Genomic DNA, 23,687 nt, shown 5'->3' on the forward strand with positions numbered 1-23,687 from the left:
ATAAAAATGTCCTCACTCATAGAAAAATCTCTTACAGAACTTCATGCCATGCTTATGGGCAGGGAAGTGACCGTTGTTGAAACAGTCAAAGCCTGCCTAGAAAGGATTGCTGCGACAGAACCCGAAACAAAAGCATTGCTGACAGTCTGTGCTGACGAAGCCATCAGCCTTGCTGAAAAAATGGATGCACAAGGCCCGGATTCATCCAAGCCTCTCTGGGGCGTTCCCGTTGTGATCAAGGATGTACTGACCACCAAGGGTGTTCCCACAACCTGCGGCTCCAAAATTCTTGAAGGCTTTGTCCCGTTTTATGATGCAACCGCAGTGGCAAAACTGAAAGAAGCCGGAGCAATCATCCTCGGCAAATCGAACATGGATGAATTTGCCATGGGCTCCACAACCGAAAACTCGGCCTATCAGACAACCACCAACCCCTGGGATACCGGACGCGTGCCGGGCGGTTCTTCCGGAGGTTCGGGCGCCACGATTGCCGCAGGCCAATGCTTTGCCGCACTCGGCACAGATACCGGAGGTTCCATCCGCCTGCCAGCTTCATTCTGCGGCTGCGTAGGGGTTAAGCCCACATACGGCCGTGTTTCCCGTTACGGAATGATCGCCTACGGGTCCTCTCTCGACCAGATCGGTCCCATGACCCGCACGGTAGAAGATGCCGCAAGGGTACTGAATGTCATAGGCGGGCATGACCGCCGTGACTCCACTTCCGTGGACAAACCCATGGAGGACTTTGCAGCAGCCCTGTCCGAACGCAAAGATCTTTCCGGCCTGACCATCGGCATGCCCGAAGAGTACTGGGGCGAAGGAATTTCCGAAGAGGTGTCCGAGTCCTGCCGGGCAGCTATAGCCAGGGCCGAAGAACTGGGAGCTAAAACCGTCCCGGTAAAGCTCTCCATGACCGAGTACGCTATTGCCACCTACTACATAATAGCAATGGCGGAAGCCAGCTCCAACCTTTCCCGCTTTGACGGAGTGCGTTACGGTCACCGGACTTCAGATGCCAAGGAGCTTCTGGATCTCTACACCAAATCACGTACCGAAGCTTTCGGTGATGAAGTGCAGCGCCGCATCATCATCGGCACATACGTTCTTTCCGCCGGGTACTACGATGCCTATTACCGCAAGGCCGCCCAGATACGGAGACTGCTGCGCGAAGACTTTCTCAAGGCATTCGAATCCTGCGACCTCATAGCCGGACCGGCGTGCCCTACTACGGCATTTCCGGTAGGAGAACTTACCGCTGATCCTCTGCAGATGTACCTCATGGACATTTTCACCATCTCCCTGAACCTTGTGGGGATGCCCGGAATGTCCCTGCCGGTAGGCTTCGGCAAGGATACAGGGATGCCTGTGGGGCTGCAGATAATGGCTCCGGCATTCGAAGAAAAAACAATGCTTCAGGCAGCACATGTCCTTGAACAGAATCTTCCCACGATTCCCAGAGTCAAGATCTAAGCTTCACCCGGAAAAGAAAAAACCAAAAGGCCCTGCACGAAAAAACGTGCAGGGCCTTTTTTACCGTCAGCAAATCAGACGCTAAGCGCTCATGGTCATGAAACGCACCAGCGTTGCCAGGCCTATGCAGATAAATACAACTGCAAGGCCGGTTGCAAACTTGTTCAGTCCGCCGCGCTGTTTGTCCTTGATGAATCCCCACTTCACCGCAATGCGGTAAAGCCCGGCAACAACATGCAGAACAACAAGCGGAGCAAGGACCAGATAAAAGTAAATCCACGGCCCGGATTGAATCCTATGAGCGGAACGGGCTGCGGTGATAGGCAGATCGCTGAGGACAGCCCACATATGAATGGCTCCCATTATAAGGATGAGCATAGCCGAAACAACCTGCACAACCCAAAGCCATGTATCCCTGTGTTTAAGCATTCTGGCATGCTTCCAGATGGTTTTCTGCCCTTCCAGTCTGAAAGGTATCTTGCGTGCTGCAAGATAAAAATGAAAAAGGAAAAGCAGAAAAAGAATCGGCCCGCCAATCTGGGCCATGTAATTCTTTTCATAGGTCTCAGCGATTGTATCCATAATGGACGGATTCACAATAACGCTGGAAACAAGGCTCATATGCATGAATACAAAAATGATAAGAGCCACTCCTGAAAACATCTGCAACCAATCCATGATCGCATCGCTCCTGCCCCGCCGGGCAGGAGCTACGGTAGAGTTGAAAGACATCAGCACCTCCATTAATAATTGAACTAAAATACCTCGCAACCGGTATTCAGAGACCTGCGATAATGCCCCCCGCAATGTTGTTTTGTCAATCAACTTAAACATACACCCTCGAAGATAACCGGCTGTTTTTGTGCATTCTTTCGAATTGTTTTACGTTTTTAGCAAGTGCTGCCTAAAAATACCGTTTTGAAATGATATTTCAGAGATGTTTCGCCTGTATTTATTGAAATTACACGCTGATTCTTTTGCGGACAAAGCACAGCGGCACAATAATTTATAGCCGGGGCAAATATTGTCCTGTATTTAGCTGCGCTCAATCGTTGACCAGCCTTGTTCACATGCTTAAATATATTTCCTGTCATCAAGGTATATTGCTGTTTGATTTCTCCAGTCTGATTATAAATTTCACCTCAACCGGATTGACATACGGGAGTTTACAAGACATGTTCCCACAACAAAACGTCAGGACCGAATCGGTCCTCAAAGGATTCAGATTTGAAAAATTGCCCATCCTTATTCTGCTGCTCGGAGTTCTGCTGATGAGCACGGGATGCAGAATTGAAAAAACAGACTCAGGCAGAGCCGAAAGCGCCGCAGCGGTCATGCACGGAACCGGAGGGTCGGAACAGGCAAGCCCTGCGCAGAAAAATTCCGCTGAAAATTCATCCGCAAAAGCGGTCCGGACTGCTGACGCCACAGCGCAGGAAGCCATGCGGTCAGCTGATGCGGAATTGAGTGCCGAAATTTCACAGGCGCTGGCCTCCGGAACCGGACCGCACGTGATTAAGCTGAAAAACGGCATGTCACTGCTGATCAAACAGGACAACCGCTTTCCGCTGGTTAATGTGAGGCTGTTCGTGCACGCGGGTTCCGCGTACGAAGACCCCAAGCAGGCCGGGATAAGCCATCTGCTTGAGCACATGGTATTCAAGGGCACCACTTCACGCGGCCCCGGTCAGACGGCACGGGAAATAGAATCCGTGGGCGGAGATATGAACGCCGCCACCAGCTTCGACTACACGGTATATTATGTTGAAGTTCCGGAGAAGGAATGGAAACTGGGCATGGACATAGTCACCGACATGACCTTCAACGCCGCAGTTGATCCTGAGGAACTCAAATCTGAACGGGAAGTAGTCCTCTCTGAACTCGAACGGGGAGAAGACAATCCCGGCAGCAGAATTTTCAAGACCCTGCAATCCATAGTCTGGAACGGCACAAGCTACCAATGGCCGATCATCGGATACCGGGATACGGTCAAGGGGCTCACCTCCGAAGACATCCACGCATACATCGACAGGCTCTATCAGCCGCAATCCATGCTTCTGACCGTTGTCGGTAAAATCAATCCCGAAGAGGTCGTCAAGGAAGCGGAACGCATCTGCGGCTCCATTTCAGACAAAAACCCCGTAGTCCCACCCACGAATTTCAAACTGAAATCAACAGGGTCAACTACCGTCAAGATTATTTCCGGCAAGTGGAACAAGGCATATATCGGCATCGCGTTCCCCATTCCGGGGTTGAACTCCGCCAAAACGGCCGGGCTTGAAATGCTGTGCGACCTTCTCGGCGGCGGTGAGACTTCCCGCCTGTACCGTAAGTTCAAATACGAAAAGAGAATGGTGGACAGCATCTCGGTTTCTTCGCTCACCCTTGAACGGGCGGGCATGTTGTATGTCTTTGCCACACTTGATGCGGACAAGGTTGATGAATTCTGGAAAGAACTCATGAACGAACTGTCCTCCGTAAATATAGACGAGTTCACGGACCGCGAGATGGAACGTGTAGCGCTCAACCTTGAAGACTCCCTGTTTCTTACCAAGGAAACCCTCTCCGGCCTGGCCTCGAAGCTGGGCTACTTCCAATTCTTCGAAGGCGGCCAACAGGCAGAAGAAAACTACCTCTATGACCTGCGCAACATCACCCGCGAACAACTGCAGAAACTTTATGATGAGTTTTTCGTTCCTGAAAAGCTGGCCGCCTGCATGCTGTTACCGGAAGGGACAGAAGGCGAAGCAAGGAAATTCGAAAAAACAGTAAACGAATTCTGGCCCGCCAAAAACAAATCCTCTGCCGAAAAAAGCCTCTCCGGACCGGGCAAAGCTGAAACCATAAATCTGTCCAACGGCAGCAAACTGGTATTCATCCCCGATGAAACACTCCCCTACACGGCCATATCAATGTACTGGATGGGTGGAGACTCAGACATTACCAAAGACCGGCAGGGGCTGGCTGCGCTGACAGCGCAAAGCCTGACCCGCGGGACTAAATCCATGAACGCAACGGAACTGGAAGACTTTGTCTCGGACAGGGCGGCGTCCATAGACGCAACTGCAGGACGCGAAGTTTTTGCCATAAACTCCAAGTTCCCATCCCGTTTCACCGGAGACATGCTGCCGCTTATCAAGGAGCTGATCAGCTCCCCGCGTTTCGACCCCCAGGAACTTGACCGCGCACGGCAGGACCAGATTGCCTCAATCGACCGCAAGGAAGATCGGCCCTTAAGTCTCGCGTTCAGGAATATTTTTCCATTCCTGTTCAAGGACGGATGCTATTCCTACTTCCATCTGGGCAAGCAGAAAAGGGTTGCCGAATTTACCGAAGAAGACGTCCTCGGTTACTGGAAAAAGCAGGCATCAAGGCCGTTCGTTATCGCCGTTTGCGGAGATTACGACCGTGCCGCAATTGAAAAATTTGCCCGCGCAATTGATGAAACACTTGTAAAACAGGATGATCTTGCCACACTTCCGACCGCAAACTGGGGAGACAAAAAAGAACTTACTCTGGAACTTCCGGAGCGCAATCAGGCTCACCTGATGGTCATTTTCCCGGTTCCCGGACTCTCCGACAGGGAAGCCACAGCAGGGCTTTCTCTTCTGCGAGCCACTCTTGCCGGGCAAAGCGGACTCCTGTTCCGCGATCTGCGCGACAAGCAGGGACTGGGCTACACGGTGACGGCTTTTCTCTGGCAGGCACCTGAAACAGGTTTTATGGCTTTCTACATCGGCACCAAGCCGGAACAGCTTGAACAGGCCATGAAAGGATTCGAAAATACGGTTAAAAAACTCAAGTCAAAAGACCTTCCCGAAAATGAGCTTGAGCGGGCCAGAAATATCCTTAACGGCGAGTACTTTCAGGATCATCAAAGCCTGATCTCACGCAGCCGCGAATCCGCCAGCCTTATGGTCAAAGGGTTCGAACCGGATCTGGACATCAGGATAATTGAGCAGGCCGGCCAAATGACCGGGGCACAGGTGCGGGAATTAATAAACAAATATATTAACTGGGACGGCAGATACACACTGACGGTAAAGCCCTGATACGGTTTTATCTGACTCTGCCGCCTACAATAGTGGAAGGGGAGCCTTCGCAAGGGTTCCCCTTCCATCGGCTCCATCCCTTCAAAATCTTTCAGACCAATAAAAAGAAGCTATTTCCTTCACTCCACAAAAAAATGCATTTAAGATATTGAATTTGTTGCGCTTTGCGCTTTTAATAAACTAATTTCGCCGCTGGCAGCCAAAGGCCCACTAGCCCTTAGACGAGAAGCTAGCTTCGAGTCTTAGGGATATGGAGAGCAGAGATGGATAATCCCCTTTGGAATCCTTAATAGTCTCAAATTATTACCTTGAAAGTAATTGCTGCGATCAAAAGGCCTGCGGAGCCAAGGCTATAGCCATAATAAAAAAAAGCTGCCATGCCGACAAAGGGCACAGCAGCGTTTTTGCTTTTGTATAAAAGGCTGAATCTACTCGGCCCGGAAGACTCCGGATTTACCGCCTTCCTTGTACACAAGCCTGCAGTCGGAAATAATCACATCCTTCTGAACAGCCTTGCACATATCATAAATGGTTGCTGCTGCGATCTGAACCGCAATCAGCGCTTCCATTTCCACCCCGGTCTTGCCGGTGGTACGGGCCTCGGCCTCGACTTCAATGGTCAGGTTCTTTTCGTCAACAGCAAAACGCACGTCGACATAACTCAGTGCCAGTGGATGACACAAAGGAATGAGGCGATGAGTTTCCTTTGCTCCCATGATACCTGCAAGCTTGGCTGCGGCAAAAGCATCACCTTTGGGCAGAGCCTGCTTCTGCAGCATTGAAAACGTCTTCTCATTGAGAATGACCTTGCCTCTTGCAATAGCCTTACGGACTGTATCCATCTTGCCGGACACATCAACCATAACGGCATTGCCGTCGGCATCAATGTGGGAGAACTCACTCATCTTACTCACCCATGACCTTGTCTTTGGCTTTCTTGAAAAACTTTTTCACCTTTTTGATCGGCTTCTCCTCATCAAGGGCCTCGAATTCGCGGAGAAGCTCTTCCTGCCTGCTGCTCAGACCTGTCGGTGTCGTAACCTTGACTTCAACAAGGAGATCTCCCTTGTGATTGCTGCCAAGGTACGGCATGCCCAGCCCCCGGAGCTGAAAGACCTCTCCGGACTGTGTGCCTTTGGGGATATCCATTTCCACAGGCTCATCAAGCGTGGGAATTTCGATTTTATGTCCCAGAGCGGCCTGTACGAAAGTTATTTCGGTGGAAAGGATAAGATCCTGACCCTGCCGCCTGAAGACCTTGTCCGGCTCGACAGTAATCACGACATACAGATCGCCGTGAGGTCCGCCGTTGATCCCGGCTTCACCTTCTCCGCGCAACCTCAGTCTGGAACCGTTGTCCACTCCGGCGGGTATGCGGACATTGAGATTCTTCTGCTTGCGTACATATCCGGAACCGCGACATTCACGACACGGATCGGTATTGACCCTTCCCTTGCCGTTACAGGTCGGACAGGGAACGGAAATACGAAAAAATCCCTGAGTCTGCTCGATTGACCCCCGGCCTCCGCAACGGGAACAGGTTTCCGGAGTTGAGCCGGGAGCAGCCCCGCTTCCTCCGCATGCGTCGCATGTATCTGTCACCGGGATGTCGAGCTCAACTTCGGCTCCCTTGGCCGCATCACGGAAAGAAACGGTCAGGTTGTATCGAAGGTCGGAACCGGCCTGCATGCGGTTGGCACTGCGGGCAGAGCCGAAACCGAAAATATCCCCGAAAATATCCCCGAAAGCACCGAAAATATCCTCTGAGGACTGAAAACCGCCGAAACCGCCGCCGTTCATACCCTCATGGCCGAACCTGTCGTACCGGCTCCTTTTTTCAGGGTCGCGCAGAACTTCATATGCTTCCGCAGCTTCCTTGAATTTGGATTCCGCTTCTTCGTCACCGGGGTTGCGGTCGGGATGGAATTCAAAAGCCTTCTTGCGGTAGGCTCTTTTGATTTCCCCTTCCTGAGCGTCTCTTGAAACTTCTAATACTTCGTAATAACAACGTTTTGACATGACTTATTCAGCGCCGGGCTTTTTACCGGTAGCCGTGTGGTAATCCTCCGGGAGAACCTTGCCTGCGGCAACTTCCCTGAGAGCGGTTACGATTTCTTTGTTTTTGGATTCAATAAGCGGGCTGTATCCTTCGCGGTACTGCTTCACTCTTTTAATGGCCATCTGGACGATAAGGAATCTGTTACCTACTTCAGCCAGACAATCTTCAACCGTGATTCTTGCCATGTTATCTCCAACACGATGTTTAGACCGGATCGCCGGTTATTTTCTGAGAGGAATCTGACCCTGCAGGTCTTCAAGCAGTTTATCGGATACAGGATAGTAACCGCTGCCGTCGCCAAGCGAGAGCCAGCATTGGCCGGTAGGGAGCTCCGGATCGGAGAAAAAGTCTACAGTTACAAGACTGCGCCCGTCCTCGTTCATCAGTTCAAGCTCCATGACCTTTTCAGCACTGGCCGAAAGGGTCTCCGCCGGTTCCGCCTCGAATTTTAATTCATTAAGTCGCCATAATGACATGTCAATGCCCAACAGCGGCTTTTTATCCTCGAAATTTACCCAGGTCTTGCCGTTTTTCATCCCCGTAAAGGTCTGATTGCCCTGCAGGACCCGCATGGAACCTACTTTCCCGGTTTCAATGGAAAGCACAGTGCGCTGGCGCATCTGAAAAGCTTTTTTATCGAGCTGCTCAAAATGTTCTTTGCTCAGCACGAAATTTCCCTTGCGAACAGTGGAATTGGCCAGAAAAAAATCCACAGTGCCGGAAAGCTCACATATCTCGACTTTCTCTGTTCTCTTGTCGGAAAAACCGACTTCGATATTTAGAACCTGCGATCCACGTTCCTTTACGCCGTCCGGAACAATCCCTTTTGCCGGGGTTTCCAGCAGGGAATGCAGAAGCAGGTTCACATCCCCGCTGCTGGCGATCTTCCCATTCAGTGACGCAGGAAAAGAAAAAACAAAATTTCCGTCAACTCGGTTAAGAGTCCACAGAAACGAACCGCCGTCCAAAGATATGGATGTGATATTTTCCGGTTTACCGCTCAGCAGGAGCAGATTGTAATAATGTTCGGCCGGGAATTCGCATTGCCTGACAAAACTTCCGGGAATCAGGAATAAGTCACCCTTCTCGCGGGAATTGGAAGCAAAGCGCCCTTCTCCGGACGGATTCTCAGCCCCTACGGCCACGGCCAGTTCCTGTCCACCGCCGGTGGCAATGCGTACCGCAGGAAAATCGAGTCCGTATTCAGCCTCATGCCCTTCTGCCATGCGCCCCAGATAGCGCAAAGCTTTGGCCTGTCCCAGAGCCTCCAGCAGGGCTCGCACCCTGTCGGGATCGGCTTCCGGACTTATATTCCACCCATGCTGCGCAACATCCCAGCCGTCCGCACGCCTGACCAGGGAAAAACAGTCTTTCTGCGGCAGACACACGTCCACCCGGTCAACCCGGGAGGTATCCACAACAGGCCATACAGGTTCTGCCTGCTCTACCTGCTTATCAGGCGAGTTCAAAAAAAAGGCTCCGCAGAGAATGGAAACAAGAGCCAGAAAAATAAAGAACCTTTTCAGCACAGACAGCACCCTGGAATTTGTAGACTCGCAACATTATTCAGCAATGGAGCAATTTACCAAAATAAACGCCATAAGCTTGCATGTCAACCTTTTTTAAGGCAGTATACCCCGTCTTCGGGGTCGGATATTACTCCTGCCCATATTAATCAATACTTATCTAAAATATTAACCCGATTTTTTCCATAATTAAATGGATCGGGGCGGAGTAGGATTTATGGCAAAATGGGGTAAGCTCAGTTTCGCCCAGAAAAAATGCGTTTCCACCACCGGCATGCTCATGCAGAAAACGGAAATGGTCCAAAGCGGTTCGCGAGTAGGAATTGCAGTATCAGGCGGAGTGGACAGTTTTGTCCTGATAAGAACCATGCTCATAAGGCAGGCCATCATGCCTTTCGACATTGAACTGATGGTCCTGCACGTAAACCCCGGATTCGAACCTGAAAGCCACCTGCCGCTGGCGGACTGGTGCAGGCAGAACGGAGTGGCATCCCATATTGAACTGACCGATTACGGACCGCGTGCCCACGGACCGGAAAACCGCAAAAAGTCGGCCTGCTTTTACTGCAGCAGACTGCGGCGCAAAAGGCTTTTCGAACTTTGCGCCCAGTATTCTCTTTCGCACCTTGCTCTGGGGCACACTGCAGATGATCTGGTTACTACATTTCATATGAACATGATTCAGAACGGCAGAATAGACGGCCTTTCGGCCTGCGAGCCTTTCTTCGGAGGAGAACTCCAGGTAATCCGCCCCGCTCTGATGCTGGAAAAAAAATACATCAAAGCAGCGGCAAGACAGTGGGAGCTTCCTGTATGGGCCAACAGATGCCCATCCAACAGCAACACGAAACGCAGCGAAATAAACGACTGGCTTGAGGAGGAATGGAAAAAATTCCCCGGTGCAAGAAACAATACTTTCAATGCATTGAAACGCTGGCAACTTGACTTAAATACAAAAACGACATAAAAATCTACAAATTTATAAAGCCAGTTACTCTGAAACTTTCATAAACTTCATGACAACCTGGGCTGACCTAAAATTATGCTGCTAAAAAAATATCATGTAGTCATCTTCAAAAACCCCTGCGATAACGCCCGTAAATTTCAACTCCGCGGATGGATATTTTTCTTCATCTTCGCGTTGGTGGCAGGCCTTGTAGGCGGGAACGTATTCCTCTGGAAATACTACGAAAATTATTCCAGTCTTGAAACAAACCTGGCAAGAGCGGAAAAAGCGGTACAGGAGCAGAAAGCACAGCTGCTGTCCCTTTCCCAGAAAATGCAGAATATTTCGCAGGATCTCGACCGGGTAAGAAACTTCGATTCCAAGCTGCGGGTCATGATCAATCTGGATCAGGGCAATGTCCAGAGTGTAGCCCCCAAAGGCGGTTCCACAGGAGCGGATTTCTCAAAAGACTATCTGCCCCTCTACAGACAGGAACTGCTTGTCCGCAAAATGCATGATTTCCTTACTCAGCTGAGTACCGAAGCAAAACTTGAAGAAGTCAGGCAGCAGGAAATCATACACTCGATGCGCTCCAAACAGGATGCGCTGGACGCCACCCCCTCAATCTGGCCGGCTGAAGGCTGGGTAACCTCTCCGTTCGGCTGGAGAAGCTCTCCGTTTACAGGGAAACGCGAATACCACAAGGGTATAGATATTTCGTGTCCGTTGGGAACACCTATTTACGCCCCCGCACAAGGGACAGTTTCTTTTGTCGGAACTCAGGGCGGCTACGGCAAAATGGTTAAAATCAGCCATGGAGCCAACATATCCACCCGCTACGCACATATGAAACAGCAGATGGTCAAGACCGGACAGGAAGTAACCCGCGGTGAACTTATCGGCTATGCGGGTAATACCGGCCGCTCGACCGGTCCTCACGTGCACTACGAAGTCAGACTGGGCAATGTACCGGTCAACCCCATGCGCTACATACTTAACTGAGTTGATGCAGATATGACTTTCAAGGCCCGCCGGAATGACATCCAGCGGGCCTTTTTGATGCCCCTACTCCTGCAAAAAAAGCCTTGAAAAGCGCTTCACATAATTACCCGAAAGACAGACACAAAAAAGTTTCGCATGATGCTCCACTTACCGGGATAAACCACATTCCACTATAATTCGAAGGAGCTGCATTACAGCCGGGCCTGTAAACCTTTGCTCTATGCACGGCTTGATGGTAGAACTCTCTGAAGTACGGGAACTGTTTTTGCAAGCGTTTCCGTTAAAGAGGAAAGCATGAATCTATTTAATTTCAATCCCGGTGACCTGATGAGCTTCTACCTCACCCTTTTTCGGGTGAGCATCGTGCTTTTCCTGCTCCCTTTTTTCGGCGGACAATCCATCCCCACAATGGTAAAAGCTGCCTTAACCATTGTGGTAACCGTTGCCATATGGCCCTATGTACATGTTGACGGAGCACTCATGCCTTCGAGTCCGTGGAATATTGCCATAATGATTCTTGGCGAGATGGTACTGGGACTGGTACTGGGAATATCTGTCAATGTCATGTTTTCGGCGATCCAGACCGGCGGCAACTTTATAGGTGTGCAGATGGGTTTTTCCATGGTCAACGTGCTTGACCCGCTGACCGGGACAAACGAAGCCGTTACCGCCCACTTTTTATACATGACAGCCCTGCTGGTGTTCCTTTCCCTTAACGGGCACCTCTACCTTCTCTCAGCCATGGTGGAGAGCTTCAAATATATACCTCCGGGACAACTTTTCATCTCGTCTAAGCTCACTGCCCAGATCATGACCATTTCAAAAGACCTGTTTGTGCTGGCTGTAAAGGTGGCCTCGCCAATAATCGCCTCCATATTCGTTGTTGACCTGTCGCTGGCGCTCATCAGCAAAATGGCACCGCAGATGAACGTGCTCATGCTTGGTTTTCCGCTCAAGATCATGGTCGGATTCTTTTTCCTTAGCCTGGTGTTCACCGTCCTTGCGCTATACGTCGGCGACTACGTGGTGGGGCTTCCATCGCTGCTGCTCAACATCCTCAAAGCCGGTTCACCGCCGGACCTGATGCTCGGAAACTAGGGAGGTCGACAGATGTCGAAAGACCCCAGTAAAACCGAGAAGGCGACCCCCAAGCGAATAAAAAAAGCCAGAAAAGACGGGAGTGTCGCCAAGGGAGAGGAAATGGGCAAGATAATGACCCTTATCGCCGGAGTATTCGGCTTAAGGGCTCTTGTCGACATGTACTATAATCAGTTTTATGAAATATTCAGGTGGTTCCTGACCAAGGGAATCTTTACGGAACTGGACAAAAACTCCGTATACACACTTTTTATATGGTGCTCCCAAAAACTTGCCATACTCCTGCTTCCCCTTTTTCTCTTCATAGCTTTTATCGCTTTCCTGGTGTTGCGACTGCAGGTGGGCAAGCTGTGGACCACAAAAGTATTCGAACCGAAATTTTCCAAAATGTTCAACCTGATGGCCGGCGTCAAAAGGTTGCTGTTCGACATAAAGACCCTTATTAGAATGGGCAAAAGTATCCTTATGGCCGTGATTGTGGCAATTGCTCCTTACATTGTCATCAAGCAGGAACTCCCCAATATAATCCCTCTTTTTTACTCCGATGCCCACCAACTGGCCATATTCATACTGCGTGTCGGCTATAAAATGATCACCTACGCCATGATTCCCATGATCGTTCTGGCAATAGCAGACCTCTGGTACCAGCGCTGGAACTATCAGGAAGAAATGAAAATGACCAAGGACGAGATCAAGGACGAACGCAAACAGGCGGAAGGCGACCCGCAGATCAAAGCCCAGCAGAAACAGAAAATGATGGCTGTTCTCCAGCAGCGCATGATGGCGGATGTTCCCAAGGCGGACGTGATCATAACCAACCCCACCCACTATGCCATAGCCCTGCGCTACGACGCCATGCAGGCCCCTGCTCCGCAGGTTCTGGCCAAAGGCATGAACAAGGTTGCGGAACGCATCAAGGAAGTGGCACGCGAAAACAATATCCCCATCCGCGAAAACAAGCCGTTGGCACAGGCCTTGTATAAACAGGTTGAGATCGGTGACATAATCCCGGAAGAACTGTACCAGGCTGTAGCTGCCATTCTTGCGAAACTGAACAAATTCTCACGCAAAAAAAGATAGTTACAGAAAAACTTCCGGATTCAGAATTCACCCAATCTAAAGAAATAAAGGGGTGTCAAAATCATGGCCGGAGCCAATTCCAAGACCATCAATGTAAATTACGAGAGATTTGCCAAGCAGGGAGACATTCTTCTTGCGGCCGGCGTTGTAGTAATTCTCTTCGTCATGCTGATCCCGCTGCCTACACTGTTCATAGACTTCATGCTCAGTGTCAGTATTTCACTGGGACTGGTGATTCTGGTCACATCCATGTTCATGCAGTCTCCCCTTGAATTTTCCATATTTCCATCACTGCTGCTGGTAACCACCCTGCTGCGCCTGGCCCTTAACGTGGCAACTACACGTGCCATCCTCCTGCACGGGGATGAAGGTACATCCGCAGCCGGTTCGGTTATCCAGAGCTTCGGTGAATTCGTTGTCGGCGGTAACTACCTCGTCGGTATCGTAATCTTCATGATCCTGTTCATTCTGAACAAAACGGTTATCGTTGCCGGTACAACACGTATTGCAGAAGTCGCAGCACGATTCACTCTTGACGCCATGCCCGGTAAGCAGATGGCGATTGAAGCCGACCTGAACGCCGGACTCATCGATGAAGATGAAGCCAAGGACCAGCGCACCAACCTGCGTCGTGAAGCAGACTTCTACGGAGCCATGGACGGTGCCGGCAAGTTCGTTCAGGGGGACGTAAGCGCCGGCATGATCATTACCGGCATCAACATTATCGGCGGAATCCTGATCGGTATGCTCCAGAAAGGCATGGCCTGGCAGGACGCAGCCGAAACCTACACCCTGCTGACCATCGGTGACGGTCTTGTTTCGACCATCCCTTCACTGATCATTTCAACGTCCGCCGGTATCATAGTTTCCAGAGCAGCTGCCGAAGCCAAGATGGGTGAAGAATTCATCGGACAGCTGACCTTCCATTCCAGAGCACTCAAACTCGTATCAATCATTCTTCTCATCTTCGGGATTGTTCCGGGCATGCCCACCATCCCGTTCCTCTGCCTCTCCGGGCTGGTATTCGGAGTCTCCCGCATAGGACGCGATACTGCTGCCGAACAGCAGAAGCAGGAAGAAAAGGCCCTGAAAGCCAAGGAAGAAGCTCCGTCTCTGGACAGCCCCGAAGAAGTTCAGGCCCTGCTGCCTCTGGATCAGCTGGAACTCGAAGTCGGCTACGGACTCATTCCGCTGGTGGACGAGGAACAGAGCGGCAACCTGCTCTCACGGATACGCTCCATCAGGCGTCAGTTCGCACTGGATATGGGTGTCATTATTCCGTCACTGCATCTGCGCGACAACCTGCAACTCAAGCCCGGCGAATACCGTGTACTGGTAAAAGGAAACGTGATGGCTTCTGCGGAAATCCTCATCGACCACCAGCTCGCCATGGATCCGGGAGATGCAAAACACCGCATCAAGGGTATCGAAACAGTCGAACCGGCTTTCAACCTTCCGGCCGTATGGATTCCGGACAGCCAGAAGGAAGAAGCCATGCTCGCGGGCTACACGGTCGTCGACCCCTCGACCGTTATCGCCACGCACCTGACCGAAGTATTTCGCCGCAATCTTGGAGAATTCCTCGGAAGACAGGAAACACAGGAACTGCTGGACAACCTTTCCAAGCGTGCTCCCAAGGCTGTTGAGGATCTGGTACCCAACATCCTTTCACTGGGAACGGTTCAGAAGGTACTGCAGAACCTCGTACGCGAGAACGTATCCATACGCGACCTGCTGACCATCGTTGAAGCACTGGCCGACTACGGCCCGTCCATCCACGATCCGGTTCAGCTGACCGAGTACGTACGCTCACACATGAGCAGGACCATCATCAAGCCCTACCTGGCAAGTGACGGCAGCCTGCCCATACTGACCTTCGGCCCGAATGCTGACAACCAGCTCACCGAGGCCCTCAGAGCATCGGAAGGCGGATCATTCCTGGCCCTCAACCCCGGAACGGCTCAGCAGATAATTCAGAGCATAAACGCTGCGGCCGAGAATGTACTGAATACTGACGGTCAACCGGTCATACTCTGCGCTCCCCAGCTGCGAAGCCACCTGGCACAACTGTTGGTACGCTTCTTGCCTACCGTACCAGTAATATCGCAGGCCGAGATTCCAGCAAGCGTAAGAATCATGTCTGCGGGAACAGTGGAGATCTAACCCAGTAGGTATCTGGAAAGGTTGTTATTATGCGGGTAAAAACATTCAGGGGAAAGAGCACGGCGGCAGTCTTCGCCGAGATCAAGGCCGAATTCGGTGACGATGCCGTAATCCTCAGTAACAAGACCACCGAGGAAAACGGACGCAGAATCCATGAAATCATGGTCGGCGTGGACAAACCGGAATCCGAGGTCAAAACCGGGGATACCCGAGACGAAGTCATTGATGCCGCCATGGACAGTATCCCCGACTGGAACCGGGAGTGGAATCAGATCAAGGGACACATGATGGCCCTGCTGAAACCGCAAATGAACATGAATCTCCTCGCTCCCCGCCAGCGTCTTGCACTTGAATACCTTGAAAGGGAAGGAGTGGACAACAAGGTGATACTGGACCTGTTCCAGCAACTGCGCGGGAACAAATCCAAAGCCATTCTTCCCGAACTTGAAAAGATCGCCCCGGTCCGCCCTCTGGACGGCAATTTGTGGAAAGAGAAATTTCACGCCCTGGCAGGACCGCACGGAGCCGGAAAGACTTCAACTATAATCCGCCTTGCCCTCAAGGAAAAAAGGGAGAACCCGACAGCCCGCATCTGTCTTGCCTCCGCCGATCAGGGGCAGGGAAAGGGACGACTGGTACTGCGTCATTATGCCGACCTTTCCGGACTGGATTTCAGGGAACTGGGCACCAGAGAGGATTTTGCAAGGCTGATCGGCGAAAGCCGGAATTTTGACAGGGTGTTTATAGACCTCCCCGGACTTGCCGCGAACGCAGAACTGGATGGCTGGCTCTCGGCATGCGGGATAAACGGACCCTGCGATCTGGCGGTGCACCTGGTCCTCAATCCCTACTATTCACAGGCGCAATACTGTGCGTTTCTTAAAAAATACAAATCGGCAAAGCTGAAAAGCCTTATATGGACCAAGCTGGACGAGGCCTGCAATTACGGAGCACTGGTCAACACCGCATATGAAAGCGGTCTTCCGGTTTCACTGCTTTCCTACGGGTCCACCCTTAGAAACAGCATGAAACCGGCCTGCGAAAAAGATTTCTGGAGGCTTGTTTTCAAACATCAGCTTCCCTGCTCCGATCAGGAAGTTCTGGCCAGGGCGGTATGACCCGTATACGGCTTGTTTAAACAGTTTTAAATATAAATTATGGCTCATTACTCGTTGCATAAATGTCGCTGTCAACGTAAACAGTAGAGATAAATAAACAGGTGATCCAAATGAATTCCAATCTTCCCATGGTATTTTCAGTAACCTCCGGCAAGGGGGGCGTAGGCAAGACCAACATATCCGTTAACCTGGCCTGCAATCTCAGCCGCATGGGCAAAAAAGTAGTGCTGCTGGACGCGGACCTGGGACTGGCCAACGTAGATGTTCTTCTGGGCATAGCCCCGAAGCACAACCTGTTTCATCTGTTCCACGAAGGGACCGGAATCAGGGAAGTGCTGTACAGGACAGAATACGGATTCGATATTCTTCCCGCTTCGTCCGGAGTGAGTGACATGGTTTCACTGGATACAGGTCAGAAGCTGGAACTGCTGGAAGCAATGGACCACCTGGACGAGGAAATTGATTACCTGATTGTCGACACCGGCGCGGGAATCAATGACAACGTTCTTTATTTCAACCTGGCGGTACAGGAAAGGCTGCTGGTACTCACCCCAGAGCCGACTTCTCTGACCGACGCCTACGCGCTGATCAAGGTCATGAAGCTGCATCACGGAGTTGACAGGTTCAAGGTTATGGTCAATATGGCGCCTGACATGAAATCGGCAAAGGAAGTTTTCAAGAAACTCTACATGGCCTGCGATCATTTTCTGAGCGGAGTCTCGTTGGACCTGGTCGGAGTCATTCCCCGTGATCCCAACATGAGGAAAGCTGTAATAAAACAGACTCCTCTGTGCACGATAGCTCCGTCGAGCCCGGCATGTATTCAGATTGCAGAAGCGGCCAAAAAAATAACCAAATGGAAAGCGACGTCCGAGCTAGATGGAAATATCAAGTTCTTCTGGAAAAAGCTTCTCTTCCAGGAACAGTCCGTGGCTTGACCTTGAGTCAGGGGCTACCGATTGGGAAGATTTTTCACCCGCAGATCAGGAAGCTATTGTACGGCATTACTCACCGAAAATCCGTATCATAGCTCTCCGAATGAAAAGCAAGCTGCCGCAGAATGTGGAGCTTGGAGAGTTGATCAGTGCCGGAAGTCTGGGGCTTGTAGAGTCGCTTGGCAAATTCAGACCCGATCTGAATATAAAATTCGAGACGTATGCTGAAAGCCGGGTAAAAGGAGCCATGCTTGACGAGCTCCGGCGCATGGACTGGTTTTCACGAGGCCTGCGCCAGCGGGTCAAGACCATCGAGAGCTGCATAAGGGATCTGGAGCACGAAACAGGACAGACCCCGACAAGCGAACAGATTGAGGAGGCCTCGGGACTTTCGGCAAAGGAAGTCCAGCAGGGACTTGAGGCTCTCCAGAACCAGCTCTGTGTCAATCTCGACGCCTTCAATGACAATATTCCCAGCAATAAAGACACCGCCATGGACGATGAGCCTTTCCAGTCCGCACTGTTCAAGGAAACAGTGGACAAGGTGGCTGATCTGATTGATAATTTGACGCCAAGGGAAAAACTGGTATTATCGCTCTATTACGGTGAGGAACTGAATATGAAGGAGACCTCGGAAGTAATGGAGATAACTGAGGGCAGGGTTTCCCAGCTACACTCGCAGGCACTAAAAAAATTGAGACAAATGTTCCAGGATAAATACAATTCGGAACCTTAAGGAGAAATAAATGGCCATTGATTACTCTATGAAAGTTCTTGTTGTGGATGACTTCGCAACCATGCGTCGTATTATCAAAAACATCCTCCGCCAGATTGGCTTCACAAACATAGTGGAAGCCGATGACGGAACAACAGCATGGGAAGCTCTCAACAAGGACGACAGTATTCAGTTCATCGTTTCCGACTGGAACATGCCCCAGATGACCGGAATTGAACTTCTGCGCAAAGTAAGGGCCAGCGAAGAATTTGCGGACATCCCTTTCCTCATGGTCACCGCTGAAGCACAGCAGGAAAACATCATTGAGGCAGTTCAGGCCAAGGTTTCAAACTACATTGTAAAACCGTTCACACCTGACACTCTCGGCCAGAAAATCAACAAAATTTTCGAATAGAGTATGAAAACCGGGTGGGCACCTCCATATGCCTGCCCGGTTTTTCAGACGTATACATAATCAAACTTCACAGGCCGGAAACAGCTCAGGCGGCACAATGTCACAGGGTTGAATGAATGATCTTCCTCGCGGTAAGCGATAACGATGATTCCGGGGAAGAAATAACTTCTTCGGCAGCAGCGAACAAGGCAACCCAGAAGGTTGAGCTGGACCTTGATGACGCCCCATTTCTGGAAGACGAAGACGAAGAGGAGGAAATTCCGGAAGAAGAACCGGAAGAACTCCCGCAGCTCGAAGCCGAACCGGCCCCCAAAAAATCCAAGACCAAACTTTTTGTACTGATCGGAATCGGGGTCATAATCCTGCTGCTCAGTGCAATCCTTATAAAACTGTTCCTGTTCAGCGACGCTACGCCACCGCCGAAACAGGAAACACCCATCGAAGAACCCCTCGAACAAACCGCGGAAGAAATTCCGGCCGAAGCACCGCCACCGCCCCCGGAAGAACCGGGTGTTACCCTGTTGCGCATGGAGCCGTTCTGGGTCGAACAAAGGGACAAGAAAAGCAATATACGGTTCCTTATAGCACGCTTTGCCCTGACCACAACAGACCCGCAGGTTGTTGCCGAATACGGACGCAAAACCCTGACCCTGCGCGATGCCGTCTATTTTTACCTTAAAAATAAAGATTTGCAGTTTCTGTCCGATAAGAAAAACGTGGAGACATTGAAAAAGGACCTGCTCATGGTTATCAACCAATACATAGTAGCGGGTCAGTTCGATGAAATCCTGTTTGAGCAATATCTTGTGAGGTAAAAAATAATGCCCGGCACAATAGATATGCCACTGATCATCTCCCAGTTGGCAAATGTACAGAAAATATCCAACTCGGAAGTGACCAAAGCCCAGATGCAGCAGTCACTGATGATCAACCCTGCCGAACAGGAAAAGAACAAAGAAGCACAGAAGCAGATTCAGCATATTGAAAAAGACGAAGGCTCGCAGTCCGTCAATGAAGATGGTGGCGGAAATGCCGAACAACATGCTTCCCCCCGGAAAAGGAAAAGAGACACCCCGGAAGAGGAACCCAAAAAAGAGGCAAAGCCCTCTCCCTGGTCCGGCAACATCATCAATGTAAAAATATAGTCGGCAACAGCCTGTTAACGGCCATTTCCAGAAATATTCCTATCTTGCCCCCTTCACCTGCCTGACAAATACAAAACAGCCTCTCTTGCGTGTTGCCCAAAACGGACAAACAGGGCAAAATACTTAAAAAAAAGCCCAACCAGCAACACCGGAATTTCAAAAAAATGACTGTATTTCTATTGGTTTTCTTTTCCGTTACTGAAATAATCCTGCTTATAGCCATCATTTTTTTCTTCATGAGACTCAGGAAATCAGAAGAACTGGTCACCCAGCTACAAAGCAAGCAGCAGGAATTCATCAACAAGCTGCACTTCAATGCCCAGTTGGAAACAGAATTGATGAATACCTTTGAAGAAAGGCAGGAAGAACTGGCCAGCCTGGACAGGCAACTCGACCAGAAAACTAAAAAACTCCATAAGATACTCGCACAGGCCGAAGAATTTTCCCGCTCACCACAGTTCCTGCGGCAGATCATCCTTACCGGACACAAAGAAGGAAAACCGGTCAGCAGGCTGGCAAAGGCGACCGGGCTTTCCATTGAAGAAGTCGAAATGATTATCGATCAGCACGGATAATATGGCTCCGACGGCCCTGCCGGGGGCCTTAAACCCTTTTGACAAATATGGTTATTTACTTAGTTACGCAAAACTTTTGATCACAGCAATTGCTTTCAAGATAACAAATTGAAACTATTAGGGATTCCAAAGGCCCAGCAGCCATTAGGCGAGAAGCTTCGCTTCGAGTCTTAGGGATGTGGAGAGCAGAGATGACTTAGTTCCTGTGGCCGCCGGAGGCGAAATCAGATCGTCAAAAAGCGCGAAGCGCATCAAATTTCGCCCCCCTTTATGCGGACAGCAGTTCCGCCAGAAAACCGCCTGAACTCTGCGCGGGTATCTTCTCCGCACCGATGAATTCCGGAAAACAGTGCTTGAAATGCACTCCGAGCAGGGTTCTGATATTTGCGTCATCGGCCAGCAGCTTGAATGAACATCCGGGTTTTTTGTACATCATGCGATAACGGACCGGTACTGCCGGAGGGACATCCATGGACAAAAGGAGTTCGTAAAAGGAGGTTTCCGGTTCATCCGGCTCTTTTATCTTCAAGACAATTTCCACATTCAGGGCGGACGGCACAAGCCATGGCATGTAGTAAAGACGTGATGAACGCAGAACGGAGTTCAGGTCGGCAACGCAGCGCTGGGTTTCAAAAAACAGGACAGTCGAATCTCTATCCGCCTCCAGCAACTCCAGCATGAGTTTCATGCGGCCATCAGCATCAAGTTCCTTACGGGCAGAGAGTTCTTCAAAAACAGCCCTTGCGCGGGACTGGAAGGCTGCTCTGGTGCGCACAAAATTACGAGTTGCATCAACAGGGCTGATGTACCTGCCCTGCTCGTTGAAATCATCCGGACCGACTTCCTTTAAAACAATATCAGGATAAAGCTGCAGAACCACAAAAGTGAGCACATCTCCGGGAGCCGGAGAGGTCGCAATGCTGGCAAGCAGCAATAATTCGTCAATCTGAACCCACCCCAGCCCGGATTGTTCCCAGCGAAGCAGGGTACCCTGAACTATTTCTCCGACCTTATATTTCTTGCGGAACTTTGCCGATCGTTCTGAAGCCCCGCCACCGCCGGACTGAAACTTGCCTCCGCCATATCTGGAAATGCGCATGATCAGCCCTTATCAACCTTGAATGCGGCCACTTCCTCTTCAAGCAGTGAAACGGAATTCGAGAGTTGCTCAGTGATGGAAATAAAATCCACAAGAGCATCTTTTGTCTGGATGGAAGTCTCCGAAAGCTGGATCATGGCCATGCTTATCTGCTCCGCACCTTCGCTCTGGTTCTGCATACCTTCGTTGACCGACTCAAACTGCGGACTGAGTGAACGAACCTGATCGACAACACCGGAAATACCGCTGCCGAGAGTGTCCACATTGCTCACCCCGTTTTCAACCTGCTGTCTGAATTTATCCATCTCCATCACTCCGGACGAAACGGCAGAGAGCATTTCGGAAACAATCTTCTCGATATCAAGGGTGGACATGGCCGTCTGATCCGCAAGCCGCCTTATCTCCCTGGCTACAACAGAAAAGCCCTGCCCGAACTCACCTGCTTTTTCAGCCTCAATAGCGGCATTGAGGGAAAGCAGGTTAATCTGTTCGGAAATCTTTGAAATGGAGGATACCACCTTGCTGATATTCGCGGCCTTGGAGTTGATTACTGACAGTTTGGTGAATATTCCACCGGAAGCATCGCGCATGGCGTCCATGGTCTGCCCCATTACACTCAAATCACGCATGCCCTGCGCCGCGAGATCTCCGGTGGAAACGGCTACCTGAGTCGACTCGTTCATGGTTCGGGCCAGTTCCTGTGAAGTTGCGGAAATCTCCCGTGATGTACTCCCCAGTTCCTGTGTAGCCGCAGCCTGATTTTCAACCGCAGCTTCAAGCTGGCTGATAGCGCTTCCGAGCTTCAATGCAGAACCGGTAACCTGATCACCGGACACCTGCACCTGGCTGACCAGTGAATTTAGGGTATTGAGCATGGTGTGGATTGATTTCACCAATTGATCGACCTCGTCAAATCCCTTCTCCCCTTCAGTTCCGAATGATTCTACCACCCGTTTAAGATGGCCCTTGTCCGTTGCCGAGGAAAAGACCTTGCGAGCTTTGCGCAGATCGCCCTGCGAGACATAAAAGGCCGCCTTTGATACACTGCGGATAGGCTGACAGATACGCCTGATGAGGTAGTAAATCACCCAGATGGTCAGGATTAGAACAACAAGGCTGATAATCGCCTGTTTGCTTATGAGTTCGGATACGGGGGCGTATATTTCTGCAACAGGAACGGTTGACGCAACATACCAGCCCAGAGGAGCAAAATACCGGACATAGGACTGTCTCTCCACTTCCTCCCCATCCCTGCGGCGTACACGGTAATCAAGTTTCCATTCACCAAGCTTACCGATTTCCTTCAGGTCGTGGATAACTGTTTTACCGGTATTGAGGTTTATGTTCTGACCGAAATTCTGGGCAGCACCGAGCGGAGGCACAAGAACATTCTTGTGATCATCAAAAATGAACAGCCTTCCCGTGTCTGCAAGGCGTATCTTGCTGAATCCTTTGCGCAGGTCATCAATAAGCCCCTGCTTCTGGCTGTTTACCGAGGCTTCTATATCATCCACATAAGTACCGGTACCGATGACCCAGTTCCACTGCGGAAAGCCCTTCATATAAAGAATCTTGGGAACAGGATTGGAATCGCCAAGACGCGTCCACCACAAATGAACATACCCCCCTCCCTCACGGGTAGCCTTGCGGACCATATCGGGACCGAATGCATAACCGTTCTTGTCCACTGCATCATAAAGGACATGGCCCTCTATGGAGCGGTCCGGATGAGCAAGGGACTTGAGCTTCTCGGTATATATGAAAAAATAGTCATTGTTAAAAAAACGGGTGGTCCGGGCGAGATTGTAGGCGGCCTCCTTGGCATCGTGCTCGGATAGTCTGCCCGCCTTGTACAGACCATACAGGGAATCAAGTTCCGAGATGAAAATATCCATCGCATCCTTTATGGCCTGTTTGCGATCAGCGTAAGCATGTTCCCGGTATCTTTCTATGGCCTGACTGCCTTCCTGCAGGTAAAGAAGCCCCATCCGAATGGTGTTGCGCGCTGTGCGCCCCTGGGCAGTAACATTGTCTTCCCTCAGCGAAGTGCTGATAAACAGCAGGGTAACAAGAGAGGAAACAACCACAACAGCTGCGACAATATATGAAATTCTGGTGCTGATAGACCGGAACATGCATTACTCCTTGAATCGATATAACCGAAAGCGACTTTGACACCCTTGTGGACAGCAGGTTGGATTAATGCATTAGCGGCTCAAATCCGAATTCCCCGGTCCTTAGTGCCGATTATATTTACCCCGGAACAGCACGGAGTCAAGCACGTCTCCA

General features: G+C 50.7%; 21 protein-coding genes. 14 read left to right on the forward strand and 7 right to left on the reverse strand.

All coding sequences use genetic code 11. The features are described from left to right. Window positions 1-6 precede the first annotated feature (6 nt). Window positions 7-1,470, forward strand: a complete 1,464-nt coding sequence (gene gatA / locus ACKU4E_RS07155) for an Asp-tRNA(Asn)/Glu-tRNA(Gln) amidotransferase subunit GatA (protein ID WP_320170394.1) — start codon at window positions 7-9, stop codon at window positions 1,468-1,470. Between the two features lie 81 nt (window positions 1,471-1,551). Here gatA and ACKU4E_RS07160 read toward each other — a convergent pair whose 3' ends face one another. Continuing rightward, window positions 1,552-2,202 carry a succinate dehydrogenase/fumarate reductase cytochrome b subunit gene (locus ACKU4E_RS07160; RefSeq protein WP_320170395.1) on the reverse strand — a complete coding sequence of 217 codons (651 nt, stop codon included), beginning with the start codon at window positions 2,200-2,202 and terminating at the stop codon, window positions 1,552-1,554. Window positions 2,203-2,645: 443 nt separating this feature from the next. On the opposite strand from ACKU4E_RS07160, the gene ACKU4E_RS07165 reads away from it, so the two are divergent. After that, window positions 2,646-5,522, forward strand: a complete 2,877-nt coding sequence (locus tag ACKU4E_RS07165) for a pitrilysin family protein (RefSeq protein WP_320170396.1) — start codon at window positions 2,646-2,648, stop codon at window positions 5,520-5,522. Between the two features lie 428 nt (window positions 5,523-5,950). On the opposite strand, the gene moaC is transcribed toward ACKU4E_RS07165, so the two are convergent. From moaC to ACKU4E_RS07185, 4 genes are read right to left on the reverse strand one after another with little or no spacing between them, the layout of a single operon-like run. After that, the gene (gene moaC, locus ACKU4E_RS07170; RefSeq protein ID WP_320170397.1) at window positions 5,951-6,427 is read right to left on the reverse strand and encodes a cyclic pyranopterin monophosphate synthase MoaC; all 477 of its coding nucleotides are present in this window, start codon (window positions 6,425-6,427) and stop codon (window positions 5,951-5,953) included. Between the two features lies 1 nt (window position 6,428). Further along, complete coding sequence (gene dnaJ / locus ACKU4E_RS07175; protein ID WP_320170398.1) at window positions 6,429-7,541, reverse strand: molecular chaperone DnaJ; 1,113 nt, start codon at window positions 7,539-7,541, stop codon at window positions 6,429-6,431. Between the two features lie 3 nt (window positions 7,542-7,544). Further along, a complete protein-coding gene (rpoZ, locus tag ACKU4E_RS07180) occupies window positions 7,545-7,766 on the reverse strand; it encodes a DNA-directed RNA polymerase subunit omega (RefSeq protein WP_320170399.1) in 222 nt (73 codons plus the stop codon). Between the two features lie 36 nt (window positions 7,767-7,802). Then, window positions 7,803-9,110 carry a DUF4340 domain-containing protein gene (locus ACKU4E_RS07185; protein ID WP_320170400.1) on the reverse strand — a complete coding sequence of 436 codons (1,308 nt, stop codon included), beginning with the start codon at window positions 9,108-9,110 and terminating at the stop codon, window positions 7,803-7,805. 214 nt (window positions 9,111-9,324) lie between these two features. Between ACKU4E_RS07185 and ACKU4E_RS07190 the strand changes: the two genes are divergently transcribed. The 12 genes from ACKU4E_RS07190 (at window position 9,325) to ACKU4E_RS07245 (ending at window position 20,299) form a co-directional block, all read left to right on the forward strand. Then, complete coding sequence (locus tag ACKU4E_RS07190; protein ID WP_320170401.1) at window positions 9,325-10,074, forward strand: tRNA 2-thiocytidine biosynthesis TtcA family protein; 750 nt, start codon at window positions 9,325-9,327, stop codon at window positions 10,072-10,074. Window positions 10,075-10,149: 75 nt separating this feature from the next. Then, window positions 10,150-11,055: a M23 family metallopeptidase gene (locus ACKU4E_RS07195; RefSeq protein WP_320170402.1), complete on the forward strand. Its 906-nt coding sequence runs from the start codon at window positions 10,150-10,152 to the stop codon at window positions 11,053-11,055. A 294-nt stretch (window positions 11,056-11,349) separates the two neighbouring features. Further along, window positions 11,350-12,153, forward strand: a complete 804-nt coding sequence (gene fliR / locus ACKU4E_RS07200; protein ID WP_320170403.1) for a flagellar biosynthetic protein FliR — start codon at window positions 11,350-11,352, stop codon at window positions 12,151-12,153. Window positions 12,154-12,165: 12 nt separating this feature from the next. After that, on the forward strand, window positions 12,166-13,233 hold the full coding sequence (gene flhB, locus ACKU4E_RS07205) for a flagellar biosynthesis protein FlhB (RefSeq protein ID WP_320170404.1): 1,068 nt from the start codon (window positions 12,166-12,168) through the stop codon (window positions 13,231-13,233). A gap of 63 nt (window positions 13,234-13,296) precedes the next feature. Further along, window positions 13,297-15,396, forward strand: coding sequence for a flagellar biosynthesis protein FlhA (gene flhA / locus ACKU4E_RS07210; protein ID WP_320170405.1), 2,100 nt, complete (start codon window positions 13,297-13,299; stop codon window positions 15,394-15,396). 29 nt (window positions 15,397-15,425) lie between these two features. Beyond that, the gene (locus ACKU4E_RS07215) at window positions 15,426-16,514 is read left to right on the forward strand and encodes a flagellar biosynthesis protein FlhF (protein WP_320170406.1); all 1,089 of its coding nucleotides are present in this window, start codon (window positions 15,426-15,428) and stop codon (window positions 16,512-16,514) included. 110 nt (window positions 16,515-16,624) lie between these two features. Next, window positions 16,625-17,452: a MinD/ParA family protein gene (locus tag ACKU4E_RS07220; protein WP_320170407.1), complete on the forward strand. Its 828-nt coding sequence runs from the start codon at window positions 16,625-16,627 to the stop codon at window positions 17,450-17,452. Beyond that, a complete protein-coding gene (locus ACKU4E_RS07225; RefSeq protein WP_320170408.1) occupies window positions 17,394-18,185 on the forward strand; it encodes a FliA/WhiG family RNA polymerase sigma factor in 792 nt (263 codons plus the stop codon). The genes ACKU4E_RS07220 and ACKU4E_RS07225 overlap by 59 nt, the downstream gene beginning before the upstream one ends. A gap of 10 nt (window positions 18,186-18,195) precedes the next feature. Then, window positions 18,196-18,579: a chemotaxis response regulator CheY gene (locus ACKU4E_RS07230; RefSeq protein WP_320170409.1), complete on the forward strand. Its 384-nt coding sequence runs from the start codon at window positions 18,196-18,198 to the stop codon at window positions 18,577-18,579. A 116-nt stretch (window positions 18,580-18,695) separates the two neighbouring features. Next, window positions 18,696-19,394, forward strand: a complete 699-nt coding sequence (gene fliL / locus ACKU4E_RS07235; protein WP_320170410.1) for a flagellar basal body-associated FliL family protein — start codon at window positions 18,696-18,698, stop codon at window positions 19,392-19,394. 6 nt (window positions 19,395-19,400) lie between these two features. Then, window positions 19,401-19,724, forward strand: coding sequence for a hypothetical protein (locus ACKU4E_RS07240; protein ID WP_320170411.1), 324 nt, complete (start codon window positions 19,401-19,403; stop codon window positions 19,722-19,724). Between the two features lie 164 nt (window positions 19,725-19,888). Beyond that, window positions 19,889-20,299 carry a hypothetical protein gene (locus ACKU4E_RS07245; protein WP_320170412.1) on the forward strand — a complete coding sequence of 137 codons (411 nt, stop codon included), beginning with the start codon at window positions 19,889-19,891 and terminating at the stop codon, window positions 20,297-20,299. A gap of 268 nt (window positions 20,300-20,567) precedes the next feature. Here ACKU4E_RS07245 and ACKU4E_RS07250 read toward each other — a convergent pair whose 3' ends face one another. Then, complete coding sequence (locus ACKU4E_RS07250) at window positions 20,568-21,398, reverse strand: hypothetical protein (protein ID WP_320170413.1); 831 nt, start codon at window positions 21,396-21,398, stop codon at window positions 20,568-20,570. A gap of 2 nt (window positions 21,399-21,400) precedes the next feature. Further along, a complete protein-coding gene (locus ACKU4E_RS07255) occupies window positions 21,401-23,533 on the reverse strand; it encodes a methyl-accepting chemotaxis protein (RefSeq protein WP_320170414.1) in 2,133 nt (710 codons plus the stop codon). Window positions 23,534-23,687: the final 154 nt, after the last annotated feature.

Source organism: Maridesulfovibrio sp. (assembly GCF_963677005.1).
Taxonomy (GTDB): Bacteria; Desulfobacterota; Desulfovibrionia; order Desulfovibrionales; family Desulfovibrionaceae; genus Maridesulfovibrio.